Here is an 18,347-nt window from a genome sequence, read left to right as displayed (position 1 = left end):
CCCCTGCGCGACCGGGTCACCCGGCCCGCGGCACGAGCTGCGTGATCCGCCGGCCGCCCAGCTCCGTGACGTACAGCGAGCCCGAGGGCACGTGCTGGGCCAGGTCGAGCGGGTGGTCGAACCCGGTGAATCCCGCCACCCCGAGTGCGCGCGACACGATCCGGCCGTCGGTGCCCGACGGGTCGAGCACCATGAGGTCCTGGCTCGCCGAGTACCGCGCCACGACGAGGCGCCCGCGCAGGGCCCCGCCGAAGGCGTTCCCCAGGTACTCCACGACCCCGTCGGCGGAGGCGTGCATGCCGGCGTCGTACACCTCGGGCAGCCGGTAGTTGCGGTCGGGCTGGACGCCGACGGGGTAGACGCTCGCCTCGAAGGGGTCGGGGCCCGTCGTCGGGTTGCCGCCGTTGAAGACCCACTCGCAGCGGGCGGGGTTGGGGTGGCCGTAGTAGCCGCCGGCGGACACGCGGAAGACCCAGTCCGTCTCGTCGACGGGGTTGTCGGCGACGCCCGGCGCCCGCGGGCCCGTCCAGGCGCCGTCGATGCGGCGGCTGCACGCGGGGGGCAGCGTCGCGGGGGTCGCCGGGAACGCGCCGCCGAGGCCGGAGCCGTTCGTCGGCACGTACAGGCGGCCGTTGCTGTGCCAGACGAGGTCGTACGCGTTGCGGACCCCCGTGGCGTGCAGGGTGAGCGCGGCGCCGGGCGCGGACGGGTCGTAGGTGCCGCCGCCGTCGGGCGTGCGCACGTCGAGGGGCAGCGTCGCAGGCAGCCGGGCGGGGTCCAGCCGGAGCACCGCGGCGGTGAGGACGCGCTCGGGGCGCAGCTCCCACGCGACGTCCGGCGCCCCCATGGCGGTGTTGCTGCCCTGGGTGAGGTACAGCGCGCCGGCGTGGAAGGCCAGGGAGTTCGTCTCGTGGTCGCGCGCGGAGCGCGGCAGCCCGACGACGACGGCCTGCGCGGTGGCCAGCGCCGGCCCCGACAGGCGAAGGATCCTCCCGGTCCAGTCCGGCACGTCCGCGACCCCGATGTACTGCCGGTTCTCCGTCACCCACAGCACGAGGTGGTCGGCGGTGGCGGCCGGGTCGAAGGCGAGCCCGATGATCGTCCGCGCCCCGCCGGCGTGCGTCCGCACGGTGTCGATCCGCTCCCCGGTCCCGAGGGTTCCGTCGGCCGCCACGGGGTAGCGGAAGAGGTAGCCCTGCAGGGTGCCGGCGTAGAGCTTCCCGTCCGGCCCGAGCACGGTGCTCGTGAAGTCCTGCCCCGTGGCCGGCGTGGCCCGCTTGTCGAAGGCGACGCCCTCGAGCCCGGTGCCGCCGAGCGCGGTGCCCGCGGTGAAGACGCTCGACCAGGGGTGGAAGGCGTTGCCCGCCACGTCGCGGAGCCCTGAGGTGACGTCGAAGCGGTACGTCCGGCCCGCGACGAGCACGACGTCGGGGGTGAGGACGACGACGTCGCCGCCGCCGCTCGTCGTGACGTTGACGGGCACGGTCGCGCCGTCCGGCACGGAGGTGAGGCGGGCGGTCGCCTGCGACAGGGACGCGCGGTCGATCCCCCCGCCGGTGAGGTCGAGCCCCGCGGTGATGCTGCGGTCACGGAGCACGCCGGTCGCGCCGTTGCGCGGGTCCACGGACGCGATCCGCGGCCGGGCCGGCGTCGTGGGCACCGGGTCGACGTCGACGACGACGAGCTTCGTGTTCGTGCCGCCGGCGGGCGAGAGCGTCAGCCGCCCGTCCGAGACGCGCACCGTGCGGGTCGCGGCGAAGAACCGGGTCGTCGACGTGGGCACGGCCCGGGCCACGGCGTTCTGGTCCTCGACGCCCAGCGTGTGGGTGCTGTTGGTGTAGCCCGCCGCGTCGCCGACGGTCGCGCTCACGACGTAGAGGCCGTTCGGCACCGCGACCTCCCACGAGCCCGGCACCGCGGTGCCCGTCGTGCCCATCGAGGCCTGCCAGTCCATGTGCACGACGCCCGTCAGGCGGGGGTCCGTCGTCGGCGTGCCCGTCCGCAGCCGGCCGTTGCGCGTCAGGTCGAGCGGGGTCGTCGTGCCCACCCGCACCCAGCCGTAGACGAGGCCGGAGCCCTGGCCGGTGCCGGTCCGGGCGCCGTAGGCCTGGCCCCAGTCGCGCACGTGACCGGGGGGCGCGGGGGCGGTCGCGTCCGCGAACCGCACGGACACGGAGAATCCAGGCGACGAGGTGGGCGGCACGGTGGCCGTCACCACCGCCGACGCGGGGCCGACGTTGCCCGAGCGGTCCACGGCGACGACGACGTAGTGCAGGGTCGCCCCGGCCGTCACGGCGCGGTCGGTGAAGGTCGTGCCCGTCAGCAGCGCCGTGCCCGAGGCGGGGGTGCCGCTCGTCGGGACCGGGGTCGTCGTCGAGCGGTGGACCCGGTACCCCGCCAGGTCCGTCTCGGTGCGTGCGGCCCACCCGACGGTGACCGCCGGCTCGGCCGAGGCCGTCGCGGTGACGCCCGTCGGGGCCCCCGGGGGCGTGGTGTCCCTGGGCGCGGTGCCCGGCGTGAGGACCTCGTGGACCGTGCTGAAGGAGCGCCCGCCGGTCGTGCCGCCGCCGACCACGTGCAGACGCCCGCCGACGACCGCCGCCGCCGCGCCGTGCCGGGGCGTGCGCATCGCCGTGAGCGTCCGCCACGTGCCGGTGGCCGGGTTCCACGCCTCCGTCTGCGGCCACACGGTGCCGTCCGCCCGGCGCTCGCCGCCGGCGACGACGACCTCCCCGCCCAGCACCCCGACGGCGGCCGACCGGCGCCCCGTCGGCACGGGGGCCGCGCTGCGCCAGGTCGTCGCGCCGGGGGCGAGCAGCTCCGTGCCGGCCAGGTTGCCGGCCACCTCCGTCCCCGAGGCCAGGCGGGTGCGCCCGCCGACGACGAGGATCCCGGCGGTCGTCGCCGCGGCGGCCGCGTTGTCCCGGGCGGTCGCCAGGGCCGGGCCCGCGGTCCAGGTGCCGCCCGTCAGCGTCAGCCGTTCCGTCGTCGCCAGGGAGGCGCCGGAGCCGTCCATGCCCCCGAGGACCCACAGCACCCCGTCCCGCACGACGGCCGCAGCCCCGCCGCGCGCCGTCGCGAGGTCGGCCAGCCGCGTCCAGGTGTTCGCGGCGGGGTCGTAGCGGTGGACGGTGCGCACCGCCCCGGAGAAGGCGGCGGTGGACCCGCCGGCGACGTAGAGGTACCGCCCGTCGGTCGCGACCGCGGGGTTCTCCACGGCCGCGCCCGGCAGGGGCGCCCCGGTCGTCCACCCGCCCGTGGCGGTGTCGAGGACCCGCAGGGTGCTGACGTAGGCCGCGGACGTCTTGCCGCCGACGACGTACAGCGTCGTCCCGATCGCCGCGCCGCCGCCGTCGAGGAGGGCGACGGGCAGGGCGGTCGCGGGGGCCCACGTCCCGGTGCCGGTGGTGCCCGGGACGGCGACGGAGACCGTCGTCGAGGGCGCGCCGGTGTTCCCGGCACGGTCCCGCGCCGTCACGACGTAGTGCACGGTCGTCCCGGCCGGGGGCGCCGCGTCGGTGAAGGACGTGCCCGTCAGGGGGGTCGCGCCGGACAGCGGCGTGCCCGTGGTCGGCACGGGGGTCGAGGTCGCCCGGTGGACCGCGTAGCCCGCCAGGTCGGTCTCCGTCCGGGCGGTCCAGCGCACGACGACCGAGCCGCCGGACAGGGCGGCGGTGACGCCGGTGGGGGCGCCGGGCGGCGTGGTGTCCGTGCCGCCGGCCACGGAACCGACCCAGGTGCGGGGCGAGGTCTCCGTCGCGGTGCGGCCGCCGTTGACGACCACCCGGCCGTCGATGAGGTCCGCCACCGGGCTGCGCAGGGCCTCGGGGAGGTCGGTGCGCGTCGTCCAGGCGTTCGTCGCCGGGTCGTACTCGAAGATCGTGCGCGACGCGGCGGCGCCGAGCACGCTGCCGCCGAGCACGAGGAGCTTGCCGTTCCAGACGAACGTCGACGCGCTGATGTGCCCGCGGGGCACCGGCAGGTCCGCCACGCGCCGCCAGGTGCCCGTCGCGACGTCGTACGCGTCCACCTGCGTCTGGGGCGTGTGCCCCTCCGCCTCGCCGTGCTGGCCGCCGACGAGGTAGACCGTCCCGCCCAGCAGCGCCGTGCCGACGTGGTTGCGGGGGTTGGGCACGGGCGCCGCGGGCTGCCACGTCGTCCCGCCGTCGACCGCGAGGGTCCAGTGCTCGGGGTGGTCGGTCGTCGGGCCGCCCGTGGAGTCCCGGCGCACCGCGCCCGTGAAGTAGTGCAGCGTGCGCCCGACGAGGACCGCGCCACCGCCGCCGCGGGGAGCGGGCAGGGACGGCCCCGCGCTGTAGGTGTCGGTCACCGTGTCGTACTTCCACACCCGCGGCGAGGAGTCCTTGCGGTCGAGCCCGACGTAGCCGCCGAGGATCCACAGGGTGGTGCCGTCGGCGACGACGGGCGCGTGCGTGAGGAGCTCGGGCAGGTCGCGGAGGCGTGTCCACGCGTCGGTGGCCGGGTCGTAGCGGTCCGACCGCAGCGTCTGGGTGTTGCCCGTGTACTGGCCGCCGAACACGTAGAGCCGCCCGCCCAGGGCCGCCCCGCTGGCCTCGCGCCGGCCGATGGCGGCGGAGGCGCGCTGGGCCCAGGTGAGGGTCGCACCGGTGGGCACCGGCGGCGCCGCCGGCCGCACGCTGACCATCGGCGAGGGGGCGCTGCGGGCCCCGGCCGCGTCCACGGCGACGACCGCGTAGTGGTACACGGTGCCGTTCGTGCGGCCCGTGTCGAGGAACGTGCGCGCCGTCTGCGGGGCGGCGGTCAGCGGCGTCCCCGTCGTGGCGACGGGCAGGGTCGTGCTGCGGAACACGTGGTAGCCCGCCACGCCGGTAGACGGGGACGGGTCCCACAGCAGACCGACGCCCCGGTCGCCCCCTGCGCCCTCGAGCCGGGGCGGAGCCGCCGGGACGGCCGCGACGGAGACGTCGGCGGGCGCGTCGGCGGGCTCGTCGGCGGGCGCGCTCGCGGGCGTGTCGGGGATCACGTCGGTCGGCACGCCCGCCGTGGCCGCGGCGGTCGGGGGCGGGCTCGTCGGCCCCGGGTCCGGCGGGGCCGCGGCCGAGGGGGGCGCGAGGAGGAGGAGCGCGAGGGTGGCGACGAGGAGCGCGCGAGGTCGCGTGGACATCCGCAGGGACATGGCAGCACCGTCCGGTCCGCTGGTACCGACGCCGTCGTCGGCCCTGTCTCGGACGCTAGCCGCGGGCGAGCCACCCGGATGGGTGAAATGTCCGAATTCGCGGCGACGACCGGGTGAACTCCCCGGTGCACGCGAGAGGCCGGCGGTCCGTGGACCGCCGGCCTCTCGTCTCGTGCGCCATCAGGGACTCGAACCCCGAACCCGCTGATTAAGAGTCAGCTGCTCTGCCCATTGAGCTAATGGCGCGCGATGAAGGAGACTAGCACCGCGCCGCCGTGGTCGCGAAATCGTCGCCCGCGGCCTCCCTGTCGCGCCCGTCGCCGGCCGCCCCGGCCGCCGGACCGGAACGACGCCACGACCTGCGTCAGAGGTAGAGGCCCGTGCCCTCCCCCGCCACGCGCGGCGCCGCCACGGCGTGCACGTCCTTCTCGCGGAGCAGCAGGTAGGTCGTGCCCTCGAGCTCGACCTCCGCACGCTCCTCCGGGTCGAAGAGCACCCGGTCGTCGACGGCGACCTGCCGCACGTGCTGGCCGACGGCCACCACGCGGGCCCACGCCAGCCGCTTGCCGACGGTGGCCGTCGCCGGGATGACGATGCCGGCCGTGGAGCGGCGCTCGTCGCCGTCGCCGTCGCGGCGCACGAGCACCCGGTCGTGGAGCATCCGGAGGGGCAGGCCGCCACCGCCGGACGGCGTCGGGCCGTGCGCGGTCACCGGGACGGAGGCGTCGAGGGGCACGGCCCGAACGTACCGCCGCCCGCGACCTAGGCTGGTCCCGGCCCGGCCGCCCGGCGCCGGCCGACCCCGTCGAGAGGACCTCCCGTGCCCCGCCTCACCGTCGGCGAGACCGCCCCCGACTTCACGCTCCCGACCGCCGACGGCGGCAGCCTGACCCTGTCGGCGCTGCGCGGGGAGCCGGTGATCGTGTACTTCTACCCGGCCGCCGGGACGCCGGGCTGCACCACCCAGGCCTGCGACTTCCGCGACTCCCTGGCGTCGCTGGCCGGTGCCGGCTACGCCGTGGTGGGCGTCTCCCCCGACCCCGTCGAGAAGCTCGCGCGCTTCGCGGCCGACGAGGGGCTGACCTTCCCGCTGGTGTCCGACGCCGACCACGCCGTCCTCGAGGCGTGGGGCGCCTGGGGCGAGCGGACGCTCTACGGCAAGAAGGTCACGGGCGTCATCCGCTCGACCGTCGTCCTCGACGCGGACGGCGTCGTCACGCTCGCGCAGTACAACGTCAAGGCCACCGGCCACGTCGCGAAGCTGCGGCGGGACCTGGCGGTCGCCTGACGGGTCCCCCCGCCGCGTGCGAGGATCCCGCTCGCGCGCCGACCCCGGGGGCCGGCGCGCGGGCGGTGCCGCGGGAGTGGTGAAACGGCAGCCACGCCAGGTTTAGGTCCTGGTGCCCGAGAGGGCGTGCGGGTTCGACTCCCGTCTCCCGCACGACCCCTCCCGGCACGACCCGTGCCCCGGACGCCTCAGCGCGCCGGGGGCGCCGCCTCGAGGTGGACCGCCTTGAGGACCGTCATGGCGGCGAGCAGGTCCGGGCCGTACCCGGCGCCGGCGCCGCTGTCGCGCCGGGGGTCCGCGGAGCCGCCGGGGGCGCCCCCGAACACGGCGTTGATCTTCACCGTGCCGACCTCGAGGTCCTCCGCCGCCTGCAGGGCGTGGTCCAGGCGCGGGGTGAGGACCGTGGCGGCCAGGCCGTAGCGCCCGGCGTCCGCGAGCCGCAGGGCGGTCGCGAAGTCCGGCACGCGCGTGACGGCCGCGACGGGGCCGAAGGTCTCCTCCGTCATCACCGCCATGTCGGCGGTGCACCCGTCGAGCACGGTCGGCGGGTAGAAGGACCCCGGGCGCCCGTCGCGCGCCCCGCCCGTGAGGCACCGCGCCCCGGCGCCGACGGCCTCCGCGACGTGCGCGGCGACGACCTCGGCCTGCGCCTCGTCGACGAGGGGCCCCAGGCGCGTGGCCGGGTCCGTCGGGTCGCCGACGGGCATCGCCTCCGCGAGCGCGACGAGCTCGGCCAGCACGGCGTCCGCGACGTCCTCGTGCAGGTAGACGCGCTCGACGGACGTGCACAGCTGCCCCGTGTTGGTGAAGGCGCCGATCGCGATCTGCTGCGCGGCCCACGCCGGGTCGACCCCGGTGTCGACGACGAGCGGGTCCTTGCCGCCGTTCTCGAGCAGGACGCGGGCGCCGCGCGCACCGGCGGCCGTCGCGATGGCGCGCCCCGTGGCGCTGCTGCCGACCTGGGCGACGAGGGCCACCCGGGGGTCGGCGACGAGCGCGGCCCCGGTCTCGCCGTCCCCGTTCACCACCTCGAGCACCCCGGCCGGCAGGTGGTCGGCGATGCGCCGCGCCAGCTCCCACCCGGGCCGGGCGCTGCGCTCGGAGGGCTTGTGGACGACCGTGTTCCCCGTCACGAGGGCTGCGGCGAGCAGCCCCGCGGCGGCGGGGTACGGGTCGTTCCACGGTGTGATGATCGCCACGACGCCGTGCGGCTCGCGGCGCACCACGTCGACGGCCCCCGCCGCGCCGGCGAGGGTGCGCCCCGTGGGGCCGAGCCCGGTGGTGGCCGCCTCGTCGAGCAGCTCCGCGGCGACGAGCGCCGACTCCACCGACGACCCGAGCAGCCGGCCGGTGGCGGCGGTGAGGGCCGCGCCGAGCTCGTCGGCCGACGCCCGGACGGCGGCGGCCGCCTGCCGCAGCGCCGCCGCCCGCTCCCCCGGTGCGGTCCGCCGCCAGGCGCGGCGCGCCTCGTGCGCCGCGGCGACCGCCGCGGCCACCTCTTGCGCTGTCGCGGGGACGACGACCTCGGTCGGGGTGCCGTCCAGCGGCGAGCGGCGGACCAGCGTGCGGGTCCCGGCCGCGGGCCGGACGGTGCCGCCGACGCGGTGCTCGGCGAGCCGCGGCAGCCCGTCCGTGCGCACGCCGGTCCCGTCGTCGGGGACGTCCGGCGAGGGCGCGGCGTGGGTCGCGGTGCTGTCGGGCGCGAGGGTCATGGGTGCTCCGTTCGTACGGGTCTCCCGCCGTCGGGCGGGCTGAGGCATGGGGCGGACGGCGGGCACTTCGAGGTGCGCCAGCGGGTGAAGTGCTGCCACAGTGACGCCGAGCGGGGCCGCCCTGGCCAGGGCGGGGATCCCGCACGCACTCTGTCCCACGTCGAGGAGGTCGGCCACCGATGCACGCGACCAGGCCCGCGCCCACGTCCGCGCCCACGTCCGCGCCCACGTCCGCCGACCGCCCCTGCGACGCCGGGCAGCGGCACCGGTGACCCGCCCCGTCCCCGGTCCCTCCTCCTGGTCCGCGGTCCTCGTCGTCCGCGCCGACGAGCGCGCCGAGACCGTGCCGCTGCGCCTGCGGGCGGTGGCCGCGGCCCTCGTCGCGGCCCGTCCGGCGCTCCCCCTGCCGCACGCGCTGGTCGTCGTCGACGACCGGCCGGTCGGCGCCGACCCCGCCCCCGTCGACGGGCCGCCGGCGGACCCGCCGCCCCTCGCCCCGGAGGACCTCGTCCTGCCGGGCGCCGCCGCCGACGTCCCGGTCACGACCATCCGCACGGGCGGCCGGGGCGAGGCCGCGGCGCGCAACGCGGGCCTGCGGTCCGCCACCACGACGTGGGTCGTCGAGCTCGGCGACGGCGCCCTGACGACGGGCGCCACCGACGCCCTCGTCACGACCCTCGCGGCGGCCGTCGCCGACCCCGGCGCGGCCGTCGTGCGCCCCGCCGGCTCGGCGCGGGTGGTGCCGCGGGCCGCCGCGCTGGCCGTCGACGGCTACGACGAGCGGCACCCCGACCCCGCGGGACCGCGCGGGGCGGTGCCGCGCACGGTCGACGAGCTGCTCCACGGCCGGCTCGACCCGCTCGCCGCCGACCTCGACGCGCGCCTGGCCACCGGCACCGGCTGGCGCCCCGCCGTGCGGGCCGTGCTCTTCGACCGCGACGGCACCCTCGTGCACGACGTGCCCTACAACGGGGACCCGGACCAGGTGCGGGTCGTCGACGGCGCCCGGGAGGTGCTCGACGCGCTGCGCGACGCGGGGGTGCTCCTCGGGATCGTGTCGAACCAGTCGGGGGTGGCGCGCGGCCTGCTGACGCTCGACCAGGTGCACGCGGTCAACGCCCGGGTCTCGGCCGAGCTGGGGCCCTTCGACACGGTCCAGGTGTGCCCCCACGGGACCGGCGCGGGCTGCGCCTGCCGCAAGCCCGGGCCCGGCCTCGTGCTGCGGGCCGCGGCCGCGCTGGGCGTGGCGCCGTGGGAGTGCGCGGTCGTCGGCGACATCGGGGCCGACGTCGGCGCGGCCGTCGCCGCCGGGGCGCAGGGGGTGCTCGTCCCGACCGTCGTCACGCGGGGCCGCGAGGTCGCCCTCGCGCCGGTGGTCGCCGCGGACCTGCGCGCCGCCGCCGCCCACCTCGTGCCCGAGGCGCTGCCGCCCCTGCGGGCCGCGGGGTGACGCGCGTCCTGGCCGTCCGCCTCGACAGCGACGGCGACGTGCTGCTGACGGGCCCCGCGCTGCGGGCGCTGCGGCACACGGCCGACGGCCTGGACCTGCTGGCCTCGCCGGCGGGGCGGGCCGCCGGCGAGCTCCTGCCCGGCGTGGACCGTGTGCGGGTCTTCGACGCCCCGTGGAGCGGCTACGCGCCGCCGCCCGTGGACGTCCCGGCCGTCCTGGCCCTCGTCGCGGAGCTGGCCGCCGTGGGCTACGACCGTGCGGTCGTCCTCACGTCCTTCCACCAGAGCCCCCTGCCCATGGCGCTGCTGCTGCGCCTGGCCGGCGTGCCGTTCGTCGCCGCCACGAGCGTGGACTACCCCGGCTCGCTGCTCGACGTGCGCCACGCCCGCCCCGAGGGGCTGCACGAGGCCGAGGCGGCGCTCGACCTCGCCCGCGCCGCGGGCGGCCGGCTCCCCGACGGCGACGACGGCCGCCTCGCGGTCCGCGACCCCGGTCCGGTGCCCGAGGACGTCGCCGCGGAGCTGCCCGCCGAGGGCTTCGTGGTCCTCCACCCGGGCGCGTCCGTCCCGGCGCGGGCCCCGTCGCCCGAGCACGCCCGCACCCTGGCCCTCGCCCTCGCCGAGGAGGGCCGCACGGTCGTCGTCACGGGCGGACCCGCCGAGCGCGCGCTCGCGCGGACCGTCGCGGCGGGCGTCCCGGGCGCCGTCGACCTCGCCGGGCGGACCTCGCTGGCCGGGCTCGCCGCCGTCCTGGCCCGCGCGGACGCGGTCGTCGTCGGCAACACCGGGCCGGCGCACCTGGCCGCCGCCGTCGGGACACCCGTCGTCTCCCTCTTCTCGCCCGTCGTCCCGGCCGACCGCTGGGCGCCCTACGGCGTGCCGCACGTCGTCCTCGGGGACGCCGCGGCCGCGTGCGCCGGCACCCGGGCCCGCGACTGCCCCGTCCCGGGCCACCCCTGCCTCACCGGCGTGACCCCCGGTCAGGTCGTGGCCGCCGTCGACGCCCTCTCCCTCGCCGTCCAGCCCCTGGCGGCCCCCCCGGCTCCGCCCTCCGAGGAGGCCACCGCATGAAGGTGCTCGCCTGGCACGTGCACGGGTCCTGGATGACGTCGTTCGTCCAGGGGCCCGACGAGTACCTCGTCCCCCGCGACGAGGGGCGCAGCCGTGACGGCATGGGCCGGGCGACGAGCTGGGACTGGCCGGCCTCCGTCCGCGAGGTGCCGGCGGGCGAGGGCCTGCGCGACGAGGCGTTCGACGTCGTCGTCCTCCAGCGGCCGCACGAGGTCGAGCTGCTGGAGCGCTGGACGGGCCTGCGCGCGGGGGTCGACGTGCCGGCGGTCTACGTGGAGCACAACACCCCGGCCGGGCCGGCCGCCGCCACCCGGCACCACCTCGCCGACCGGTCCGACGTGCCCGTCGTCCACGTGACGGCGTTCAACGCCCTCATGTGGGACAGCGGCGCCGCGCCGGTCCGGGTGGTCGACCACGGCATCGTCGACCCGGGCCCCACGTACACGGGCGAGCGCGAGCGCGTGGCGGTCGTCGTCAACGAGCCCGTGCGGCGCTGGCGCGTGGCCGGGACGGACGTGGTCGTGCGGGTCGCGGAGGAGCTGCCCGTCGAGGTGTACGGCATGGGCATGGACGCGCTCGCCGAGCACCTGCCGCGGCACGAGGACCACCTGCACGAGAACGTGCGGCAGTCGGACATGCACGTCGCGATGGGCGGGGCGCGGGCCTACCTGCACCCCTACCGCTGGACGAGCCTGGGCCTGTCGCTGCTCGAGGCGATGACCGTCGGGATGCCGGTGCTCGCGCTGGCGACGACGGAGGCGCCCGCGGCGGTGCCGCCGGTCGCCGGCGTCGTGAGCGCCGACCCGGGCGCCCTCGTCGCGGCGGGGCGGCGGTGGATGGCCGACCCCGCCGAGGCCCGCGAGCGCGGCCTGGCCGCCCGCGAGCACGCGCTCGCCCGGTACGGCCTCGACCGCTTCCTCGCCGACTGGCAGGACGTGCTGCGGGAGGTCGTCGGATGAGGGTCGACCTGGTCTCGGAGCACGCCAGCCCCCTGGCCGTGCTCGGCGGGGTCGACGCCGGCGGGCAGAACGTCCACGTGGCGTCGCTGGCGGTCGGGCTGGCCCGCGCCGGGCACGCCGTGCGCGTGCACACCCGACGGGACGCGGCGGACCTGCCGGAGCGGGTGCCGCTGGCACCGGGCGTCGAGGTCGTGCACCTGGCCGCCGGCCCCGCCCGGCACGTGCCCAAGGACGACCTGCTCCCGCACGTCGGGGCCCTCGGTGACGCCCTCCTGCGCGACTGGGAGGCGCACGGCGCCCCCGACGTCGTCCACTCCCACTTCTGGATGTCGGGCCTGGCCGCGGCCCGGGCCGCGGACGCCGCGGCCGTCCCTCTCGTCCACACGTACCACGCGCTCGGGAGCGTGAAGCGCCGGCACCAGGGGACCAAGGACACGAGCCCGGAGGGCCGCGTGGCGGCGGAGCTGGCGGTCGGGCGGCGGGCCGACCTCGTCGTGGCGACCTGCTCCGACGAGGTCGACGAGCTCGTGCGCCTCGGCGTCCCGGCCGAGCGGGTCCGCGTCGTGCCCTGCGGCGTCGACGTGGAGCACTTCCGCCCCCTGCCGGCGGCCCGGCTCGGCGCCGTCCCGCCCGGGGTGCCCGTGCGGGAGCGCCGGCACCGGCTGCTCGTCGTCGGGCGGCTCGTGGAGCGCAAGGGGGTGGACACGGTCGTGCGGGCCCTGGCCGCGCGCCCGGGCACGTCGCTCGCCGACACGGAGCTCCTCGTCGCCGGCGGCCCCGTCGCGGCGGCGCTCGGCGCGGACCCGGAGGCCCGGCGCCTGCGCGACCTCGCCGCCTCGCTCGGCGTTGCCGATCGCGTCCACCTCGTCGGCCAGGTCGCCCACGACGACCTCACGGCCGTCATCGGCTCGTCCGACCTCGTCGTGGCGACCCCCTGGTACGAGCCCTTCGGGATCGTGCCCCTGGAGGCGGCCGCGTGCGGGGTGCCGCTCGTCGGCAGCGCCGTGGGCGGGCTGCTCGACTCCGTCGCCCCGGGCGTCACGGGCGCCCTGGTCCCGCCGCGGGACGCGGGGGCGCTGGCGGACGCCCTCGTCGACCTGCTCGACGACGAGCCGCGCCGCCGCGCGATGGGCCGCGCGGCCCGGCGGCGCGCGGTGGCGCGGTACTCCTGGTCCCGCGTCGCGGCGCAGACGGCGTCGCACTACAGGTCCCTCACGGGCGGAGGCCTCGCCCGGCCGGTCCCGGCACGGCTGACGGAGGTGGCGGCGGTATGAGCGCGCAGAGCTGGATCGACACGCACGACGAGGAGCTGCGCGCCGGCCTGCGGTCGCTGCGGCGGGACGCGGGCACCGTGGAGCGGTGGGCGCGCACGCTCACCGACGCGCTGCTGGGCGGCGGGCGGCTGCTCGCCGCGGGCAACGGCGGCAGCGCGGCGGAGGCGCAGCACCTGACCTCCGAGCTCGTCGGGCGCTTCCTCGCCGACCGGCTCCCCCTCTCGGCGGTGTGCCTGTCGTCGGAGACCTCGAGCCTCACCGCGATCGTCAACGACTACGGCGCCGACGAGATGTTCGCCCGGCAGGTCGAGGCGCACGGACGTCCCGGCGACGTCCTGGTGCTGCTGTCCACCTCCGGGACGAGCCCCAACGTCCTCGCCGCGGCCGAGCGGGCGCGGTCCGTCGGGGTGCGGGTGTGGTCGCTCACCGGCGCCGGCCCCAACCCGCTCGCGGCGCTGTCCGACGAGGCGCTGTGCGTGGAGGCGCCGTCGACGGCCGCCGTCCAGGCGGTCCACCTCGTCGCGATCCACGCCCTGTGCGCGGGCGTGGACGAGCACCTGGCGGCCCGGGTGCCGCACGCGGTGCCGGCCGCTCGCCCGCCCGCCGCCGGCGTGGTGCCCGCGGCGCTGGAGGTGCCGGCATGAGCGGCCCCGGTGCCCGGCCGCACGTCGTCGTCGTCGGGGACGTGGTCCTCGACCGGGACGTGGACGGCACGGTCGAGCGGCTGTGCCCCGACGCGCCGGCCCCGGTCCTCGACGTCACGGGCGTCCGCGAGAGCCCCGGGGGTGCCGGCCTGACGGCGCTCCTCGTGGCGGGGTCCGGCGCCCGGGTGACCCTCGTGGCCCCGCTGGCCGACGACGCCGCCGGGGCCGGCCTGCGGGCCGACCTCGGGCGCTCCCTCACGGTGCTGCCCCTGGGGCACGCCGGCGGGACACGGCGGAAGGTGCGCGTGCGCAGCGGCGGGCAGTCCCTCGTGCGGGTCGACGACGGGGGCCCCGGCACGCCGACGGACGTCCCCCTCGACGCCGTCCGGGACGCGCTGGCCGCGGCCGACGTCGTCCTCGTGTCCTGCTACGGCGCGGGCACGACGCACGACCCCGGCCTGCGCGCGCTGCTGGCGGAGCACGCCCGCCGCGGCCGGGTCGTGTGGGACCCGCACCCGCGCGGGGGCACGCCCGTGCCGGGCACGCTGCTGGTGACGCCGAACCTGTCGGAGGCCCGCGCGGGGGTGGCGGCGGCGGGGGCCGGGACGCCGGCCGGCGGTGCGCCGGACCTCGTCGCGGCGGCCCTGCGCGAGGCCTGGGACGTGCGGGCCGTCGCCGTGACGGCCGGCGCGGACGGGGCCTTCGTCGCCGGCGGGGGCGCCGAGGTGCAGTACGTGCCCGCCGTGCGCGTGGCCGGGGGCGACCCCTGCGGCGCGGGCGACCGCTTCGCCGCCTCGGCCGCGGTCGCGCTGGCCACGGGCGCCACGGTGACGGAGGCCGTCGGGCGCGCCGTCGCGGACGCGGGGGCGTGGGTCGCGGCCGGCGGCGCCGAGGCGTACCGGCAGGAGCGCGCGGCGGAGGGGGCGACGGACGGCACGGGCGGCGGACCGGGGGCGGCGGCCCCACCGGACGGCCCGGACACCCCTGCACCGGCGGCCGACGCCCAGGGCACGCCGGCCTCGCCCGCCGCCCTCGAGGCCGTCGCGGCGCGGCTGCGCCGGGGCGACCGGCGCCTCGTCGCGACGGGCGGCTGCTTCGACATCGTCCACGCCGGGCACGTCGCGACGCTGCAGGCGGCCCGCCGGCTCGGGGACGCCCTCGTCGTCCTCATGAACTCCGACGCGAGCGTCAGCCGCCTCAAGGGCCCGACCCGGCCGGTGGTCCCCGCCGCCGACCGGGCCCGTGTCCTCGAGGCGCTGGACTGCGTCGACGCCGTGGTCGTCTTCGACGAGGACGACCCGCGCGCCGCCCTGGAGCGGCTGCGCCCCGACGTGTGGGCCAAGGGCGGCGACTACGGCGGCGCCCCGCTGCCCGAGGCCGGCACCGTCCGGGAGCACGGCGGGCGGGTCGTCCTGCTGCCGTACCTCGACGGCCGGTCCACCACGTCCATCATCGAGCGCTCGGGACGGTCCCGGGCGATGAGCACCCAGGAGGTCGTGTGACCGCACAGGTCGACACCAGCAGCGCCGTCCTCGCCCCGCGCGAGGTCGGCACGGTCTTCATCACGGGCGGGGCCAGCGGCCTCGGCGCGGCGGTCGTCGACGCCGTGCTCGCCGCCGGCGGCACGCCCGCGGTCCTCGACCGCGTCCCGCCGAAGCAGGACGTCGCCTTCGTCGAGGTGGACCTCGCCGAGCCCGCGCCCGTCATCGCCGAGGCCGTCGAGCGCCTCGTCGCGATCGCGGGCGAGCCCTGCGCGATCGTCACCGCGGCCGGCACCGACGCGTGCGGCACCCTCGTCGACATCCACCCGGACGTCTGGGAGCGGGTCGTCCGGGTCAACCTCTTCGGCACGGTGTCCGTGGTCCGCGCGGTGGTGCCGTACCTGGAGAAGGTGCGCGGCACCGTCGTGACGGTCGGCTCCACGCTGTCCCTGCGGGGCATGAGCGACGCGACGGCCTACTCCGCCTCGAAGTTCGGCGTCCGCGGCTTCTCGCACGCCCTGGCCGCGGAGCTGCGCGGGAAGGTCGGCGTCACGCTGCTCATCCCGGGCGGCATGGCGACGGCGTTCTTCGACGGCCGCACGGAGCAGTACAAGCCGGGGCCGGACGCCGACCTCAACGACCCGCGGGCCACGGCCGGTGCCGTCGTGACGGCGCTGCGCCAGCCCGTCGGCTCCGAGATCCGCGAGATGCTCGTCATGGCGTCCGGGGAGAGCTCCTGGCCGTGACCGGCGACGTGCTCGTCCTGCGGGCCCTGGGGCTCGGCGACGCCCTCACCGGCGTCGCCGCGCTCCGGGGCGTGCGGCGGGCCTGGCCGGACCGGCGGGTGTGGCTCGCCGGCCCGGCCGCCACGGGCGCGCTGCTGAGGGACCTCGGGGTCGTCGACGAGGTGCTCGTCGCCGGGGAGCTCGAGCCCCTGGACTGGCGCGGCTCGGGCCACGTGGCGGTGAACCTGCACGGGCGGGGGCCGCAGAGCCACCGGCTGCTGGCGGCGACGCGTCCCGCGCAGCTCGTAGGGTTCGCCTGCGAGGGCTTCGACGAGGGACCCGTCTTCGACGTCGACGAGCACGACGTCGAGCGGTGGTGCCGGCTGCTGCGGTGGGCCGGTGGCCCCTGCGGCCCGGAGGACCTGCGCCTGCCGGTTCGCCCGGCGGCCGAGGTGCCGCCGGGCACGGTCGGCGAGGTCGTGCTGCACCCCGGTGCCGCCCACGGCGCCCGGCGCTGGCCGGCGGAGCGGTTCGCGGCGGTGGCGGCGGCTCTGGTGGCGCGGGGGCTGCGGGTGGCCGTCACGGGCTCGCCCGACGAGGCGCCCCTGTGCGCGGCGGTCGTCGGCGGGGCGCGGGCCGCGCTGGGGCGGAGCCGGGCCGAGGGTGCCGGCGCGGGCGGCCGCCGGTCCGTCGGTGGCACCGGCAGCCCGGCCGACGACGGTGCGGCCGGGCTGGTGGACCTGTGCGGGCGGCTCGACCTCGGTGCGCTCGTCCGGCGCATCGCCGGGGCGCGGCTGCTCGTCTGCGGCGACACCGGCGTGGCGCACGTGGCGACGGCCGTCGGCACGCCGTCGGTGCTCCTGTTCGGGCCGGTGCCGCCAGACCTGTGGCGGCCCCTCGTCGACGTCGAGCGGCACGCGGTGCTCTGGCACGGCGTGCCCGGGCAGGGCGGCGACGGCACGGCCGACACCCTCCACCCCGCTCTCGCCGCGGTCACGGTGGAGGAGGTGCTCGTCGCGGCGGACGACCTGCTCGCCCGGGCTCCGGCGGCGGTGCCGAGCGGTGCCGTGGCCGGCTGAGCGACGGGCGGGGCGCCGCTGCCCGCACGCGGAGGGGCCGTGCCCGGCACGGGATCCGCCCGCCCGACGGCGGCTCCACCGCGACGCGAGGGCTGCGCCCGGCACGACGACGCCCGCGCCCCCAGGGGGACGCGGGCGTCGGTGCTCAGGGGCGGACCCCCGGCGGGTGTGCGTCAGGCGTTGGCGTCGGCGGTCTCGCGACCCTCGATCGTCTTGCGGACCTCGTCCATGTCGAGCGCGCGGACGGCCTCGACGACCTGCTCCAGCGCGGGCTTCGGCAGCGCGCCCGGGCGGTTGTAGACGAGGACGCCCTCGCGGAAGGCCATGAGCGTCGGGATCGACGTGATCTGGAGCTCGGCGGCGAGCTGCTGCTCGGCGTCGGTGTCGACCTTGGCGTGGACGATGTCCGAGTGCTCGTCGGACGACTTCTCGAAGATCGGGCCGAACTGGCGGCACGGACCGCACCAGGCGGCCCAGAAGTCGACGAGGACGATGTCGTTGTCCTTGATCGTGCTCTCGAGGGTCTGACCGGTCAGGTTCACAGTGGCCACAGCGGTTCTCCTCCGTCGTCGGTTGCCGAGCACCTCAGCACCGCCGGCGCCCCGGGTATTCCCCCATGCTGCCCCGCGGCAGCACGGCACGCGCGCGCGGCGGCCCGGACCGACGAGCCCCTGCGGTCCCTCGGGGCCGGGGAACCGCAGCCGGTGGGTGACGGACGCGGCACGGGACACGGCACGGCCGGCTGCCCGGGCACGGCGGTGGGCACGGCAGACTGTCCCGGTGACCGAGACCGCCGACTTCCCCCGTGACCCCGAGCGCCCGGCCGGGTGGCTCAGCCCGCAGCAGATCGCGGAGGCGCGGTCACGCATGCCGATCGTCTACGTCGACGCGGTGCCGGTGCGGGTCGACGACAGCGGGGACGTCGTGGCGGTGGGCCTCCTGCTGCGGGTGACCTCCAACGGGGTCATCTCCCGGGCGCTGGTGTCCGGCCGGGTGATGTACCACGAGCGGGTGCGGGACGCGCTGGTCCGCCACATCGAGAAGGACCTCGGCCCGATGGCGCTGCCGCAGATCCCCGCGGCGCCGCAGCCGTTCACGGTCGCGGAGTACCTGCCGACGCACGGGGTGACGCCGTACCACGACGCCCGGCAGCACGCGGTGTCGCTGGCGTACGTCGTGCCGGTGCTGGGCGACTGCCGTCCGCAGCAGGACGCCATCGACCTCGCGTGGGTGACGCCCGAGGAGGCCTGCGCCGAGGACGTCCAGATGGAGATGCACGGCGGCCAGGGCCTCCTCCTGCGCCAGGCGATGGCGCACGTCGGCCGCATGCCCTGACGACGAGGGGCAGCACGCCGTCGTCCGCTCCGGCGCACCACGGACCCGGCTCGCCGAGCCTCCGCTGACAGCCCTCTTCCCCTCCACGGCCCGTCCCCCGCCGGGGCTTCCCCTGACGGCCCTCTCCCCCACCCAGGGCCCGTCCCGCCGGGCTTCCCCTCGCGACCCTCTG

The 18,347-nt window shown here is 78.2% G+C and carries 14 protein-coding genes and 2 tRNA genes; 11 read left to right on the top strand and 5 right to left on the bottom strand.

The window, feature by feature from the left end:
* Positions 1-16: 16 nt before the first annotated feature.
* The 3 genes from EJA20_RS11845 to EJA20_RS11835 all read right to left on the bottom strand — a co-directional run bounded on the left by EJA20_RS11845 (position 17) and on the right by EJA20_RS11835 (position 5,819).
* Entirely contained in the window at positions 17-5,158 is a 5,142-nt protein-coding gene (locus EJA20_RS11845; RefSeq protein WP_129338357.1) for a Kelch repeat-containing protein, read from the bottom strand.
* A 173-nt stretch (positions 5,159-5,331) separates the two neighbouring features.
* Positions 5,332-5,404: transfer RNA gene (locus EJA20_RS11840), tRNA-Lys, on the bottom strand.
* Positions 5,405-5,522: 118 nt separating this feature from the next.
* Complete coding sequence (locus EJA20_RS11835; protein ID WP_129338372.1) at positions 5,523-5,819, bottom strand: GroES family chaperonin; 297 nt, start codon at positions 5,817-5,819, stop codon at positions 5,523-5,525.
* Positions 5,820-5,978: 159 nt separating this feature from the next.
* On the opposite strand from EJA20_RS11835, the gene bcp reads away from it, so the two are divergent.
* Both bcp and EJA20_RS11825 read left to right on the top strand, forming a co-directional pair.
* A complete protein-coding gene (gene bcp, locus EJA20_RS11830; protein ID WP_129338356.1) occupies positions 5,979-6,446 on the top strand; it encodes a thioredoxin-dependent thiol peroxidase in 468 nt (155 codons plus the stop codon).
* 70 nt (positions 6,447-6,516) lie between these two features.
* Positions 6,517-6,599, top strand: a tRNA-Leu gene (locus tag EJA20_RS11825).
* A gap of 35 nt (positions 6,600-6,634) precedes the next feature.
* On the opposite strand, the gene EJA20_RS11820 is transcribed toward EJA20_RS11825, so the two are convergent.
* The gene (locus EJA20_RS11820) at positions 6,635-8,158 is read right to left on the bottom strand and encodes an aldehyde dehydrogenase family protein (RefSeq protein WP_129338355.1); all 1,524 of its coding nucleotides are present in this window, start codon (positions 8,156-8,158) and stop codon (positions 6,635-6,637) included.
* A 268-nt stretch (positions 8,159-8,426) separates the two neighbouring features.
* Between EJA20_RS11820 and EJA20_RS19860 the strand changes: the two genes are divergently transcribed.
* From EJA20_RS19860 to EJA20_RS11780, 8 genes are read left to right on the top strand one after another with little or no spacing between them, the layout of a single operon-like run.
* Complete coding sequence (locus EJA20_RS19860; RefSeq protein ID WP_338068821.1) at positions 8,427-9,608, top strand: D-glycero-alpha-D-manno-heptose-1,7-bisphosphate 7-phosphatase; 1,182 nt, start codon at positions 8,427-8,429, stop codon at positions 9,606-9,608.
* Positions 9,605-10,678: a glycosyltransferase family 9 protein gene (locus tag EJA20_RS11810; protein ID WP_129338354.1), complete on the top strand. Its 1,074-nt coding sequence runs from the start codon at positions 9,605-9,607 to the stop codon at positions 10,676-10,678. The genes EJA20_RS19860 and EJA20_RS11810 overlap by 4 nt, the downstream gene beginning before the upstream one ends.
* Positions 10,675-11,637: a glycosyltransferase family 4 protein gene (locus tag EJA20_RS11805; RefSeq protein ID WP_129338353.1), complete on the top strand. Its 963-nt coding sequence runs from the start codon at positions 10,675-10,677 to the stop codon at positions 11,635-11,637. Before EJA20_RS11810 ends, EJA20_RS11805 begins: the two co-directional genes overlap by 4 nt.
* Complete coding sequence (locus EJA20_RS11800) at positions 11,634-12,911, top strand: glycosyltransferase (RefSeq protein WP_129338352.1); 1,278 nt, start codon at positions 11,634-11,636, stop codon at positions 12,909-12,911. The genes EJA20_RS11805 and EJA20_RS11800 overlap by 4 nt, the downstream gene beginning before the upstream one ends.
* Complete coding sequence (locus tag EJA20_RS11795; protein ID WP_129338351.1) at positions 12,908-13,555, top strand: D-sedoheptulose-7-phosphate isomerase; 648 nt, start codon at positions 12,908-12,910, stop codon at positions 13,553-13,555. The genes EJA20_RS11800 and EJA20_RS11795 overlap by 4 nt, the downstream gene beginning before the upstream one ends.
* On the top strand, positions 13,552-15,057 hold the full coding sequence (locus EJA20_RS11790) for a PfkB family carbohydrate kinase (RefSeq protein ID WP_129338350.1): 1,506 nt from the start codon (positions 13,552-13,554) through the stop codon (positions 15,055-15,057). The genes EJA20_RS11795 and EJA20_RS11790 overlap by 4 nt, the downstream gene beginning before the upstream one ends.
* On the top strand, positions 15,054-15,782 hold the full coding sequence (locus tag EJA20_RS11785) for an SDR family oxidoreductase (protein WP_129338349.1): 729 nt from the start codon (positions 15,054-15,056) through the stop codon (positions 15,780-15,782). Before EJA20_RS11790 ends, EJA20_RS11785 begins: the two co-directional genes overlap by 4 nt.
* Complete coding sequence (locus EJA20_RS11780) at positions 15,779-16,840, top strand: glycosyltransferase family 9 protein (RefSeq protein ID WP_129338348.1); 1,062 nt, start codon at positions 15,779-15,781, stop codon at positions 16,838-16,840. Before EJA20_RS11785 ends, EJA20_RS11780 begins: the two co-directional genes overlap by 4 nt.
* A gap of 173 nt (positions 16,841-17,013) precedes the next feature.
* Here the strand turns inward: EJA20_RS11780 and trxA are convergent, their stop codons facing one another.
* Positions 17,014-17,391 (bottom strand): thioredoxin, encoded by a 378-nt coding sequence (gene trxA, locus EJA20_RS11775; RefSeq protein ID WP_129338347.1) that lies wholly within the window; start codon positions 17,389-17,391, stop codon positions 17,014-17,016.
* A gap of 229 nt (positions 17,392-17,620) precedes the next feature.
* On the opposite strand from trxA, the gene EJA20_RS11770 reads away from it, so the two are divergent.
* Entirely contained in the window at positions 17,621-18,175 is a 555-nt protein-coding gene (locus EJA20_RS11770; RefSeq protein WP_129338346.1) for an NUDIX hydrolase family protein, read from the top strand.
* Positions 18,176-18,347: the final 172 nt, after the last annotated feature.

Source organism: Cellulomonas endophytica (assembly GCF_004123805.1).
Taxonomy (GTDB): Bacteria; Actinomycetota; Actinomycetes; order Actinomycetales; family Cellulomonadaceae; genus Cellulomonas; species Cellulomonas endophytica.
This window is presented reverse-complemented; position numbering and strand designations above follow the sequence as displayed.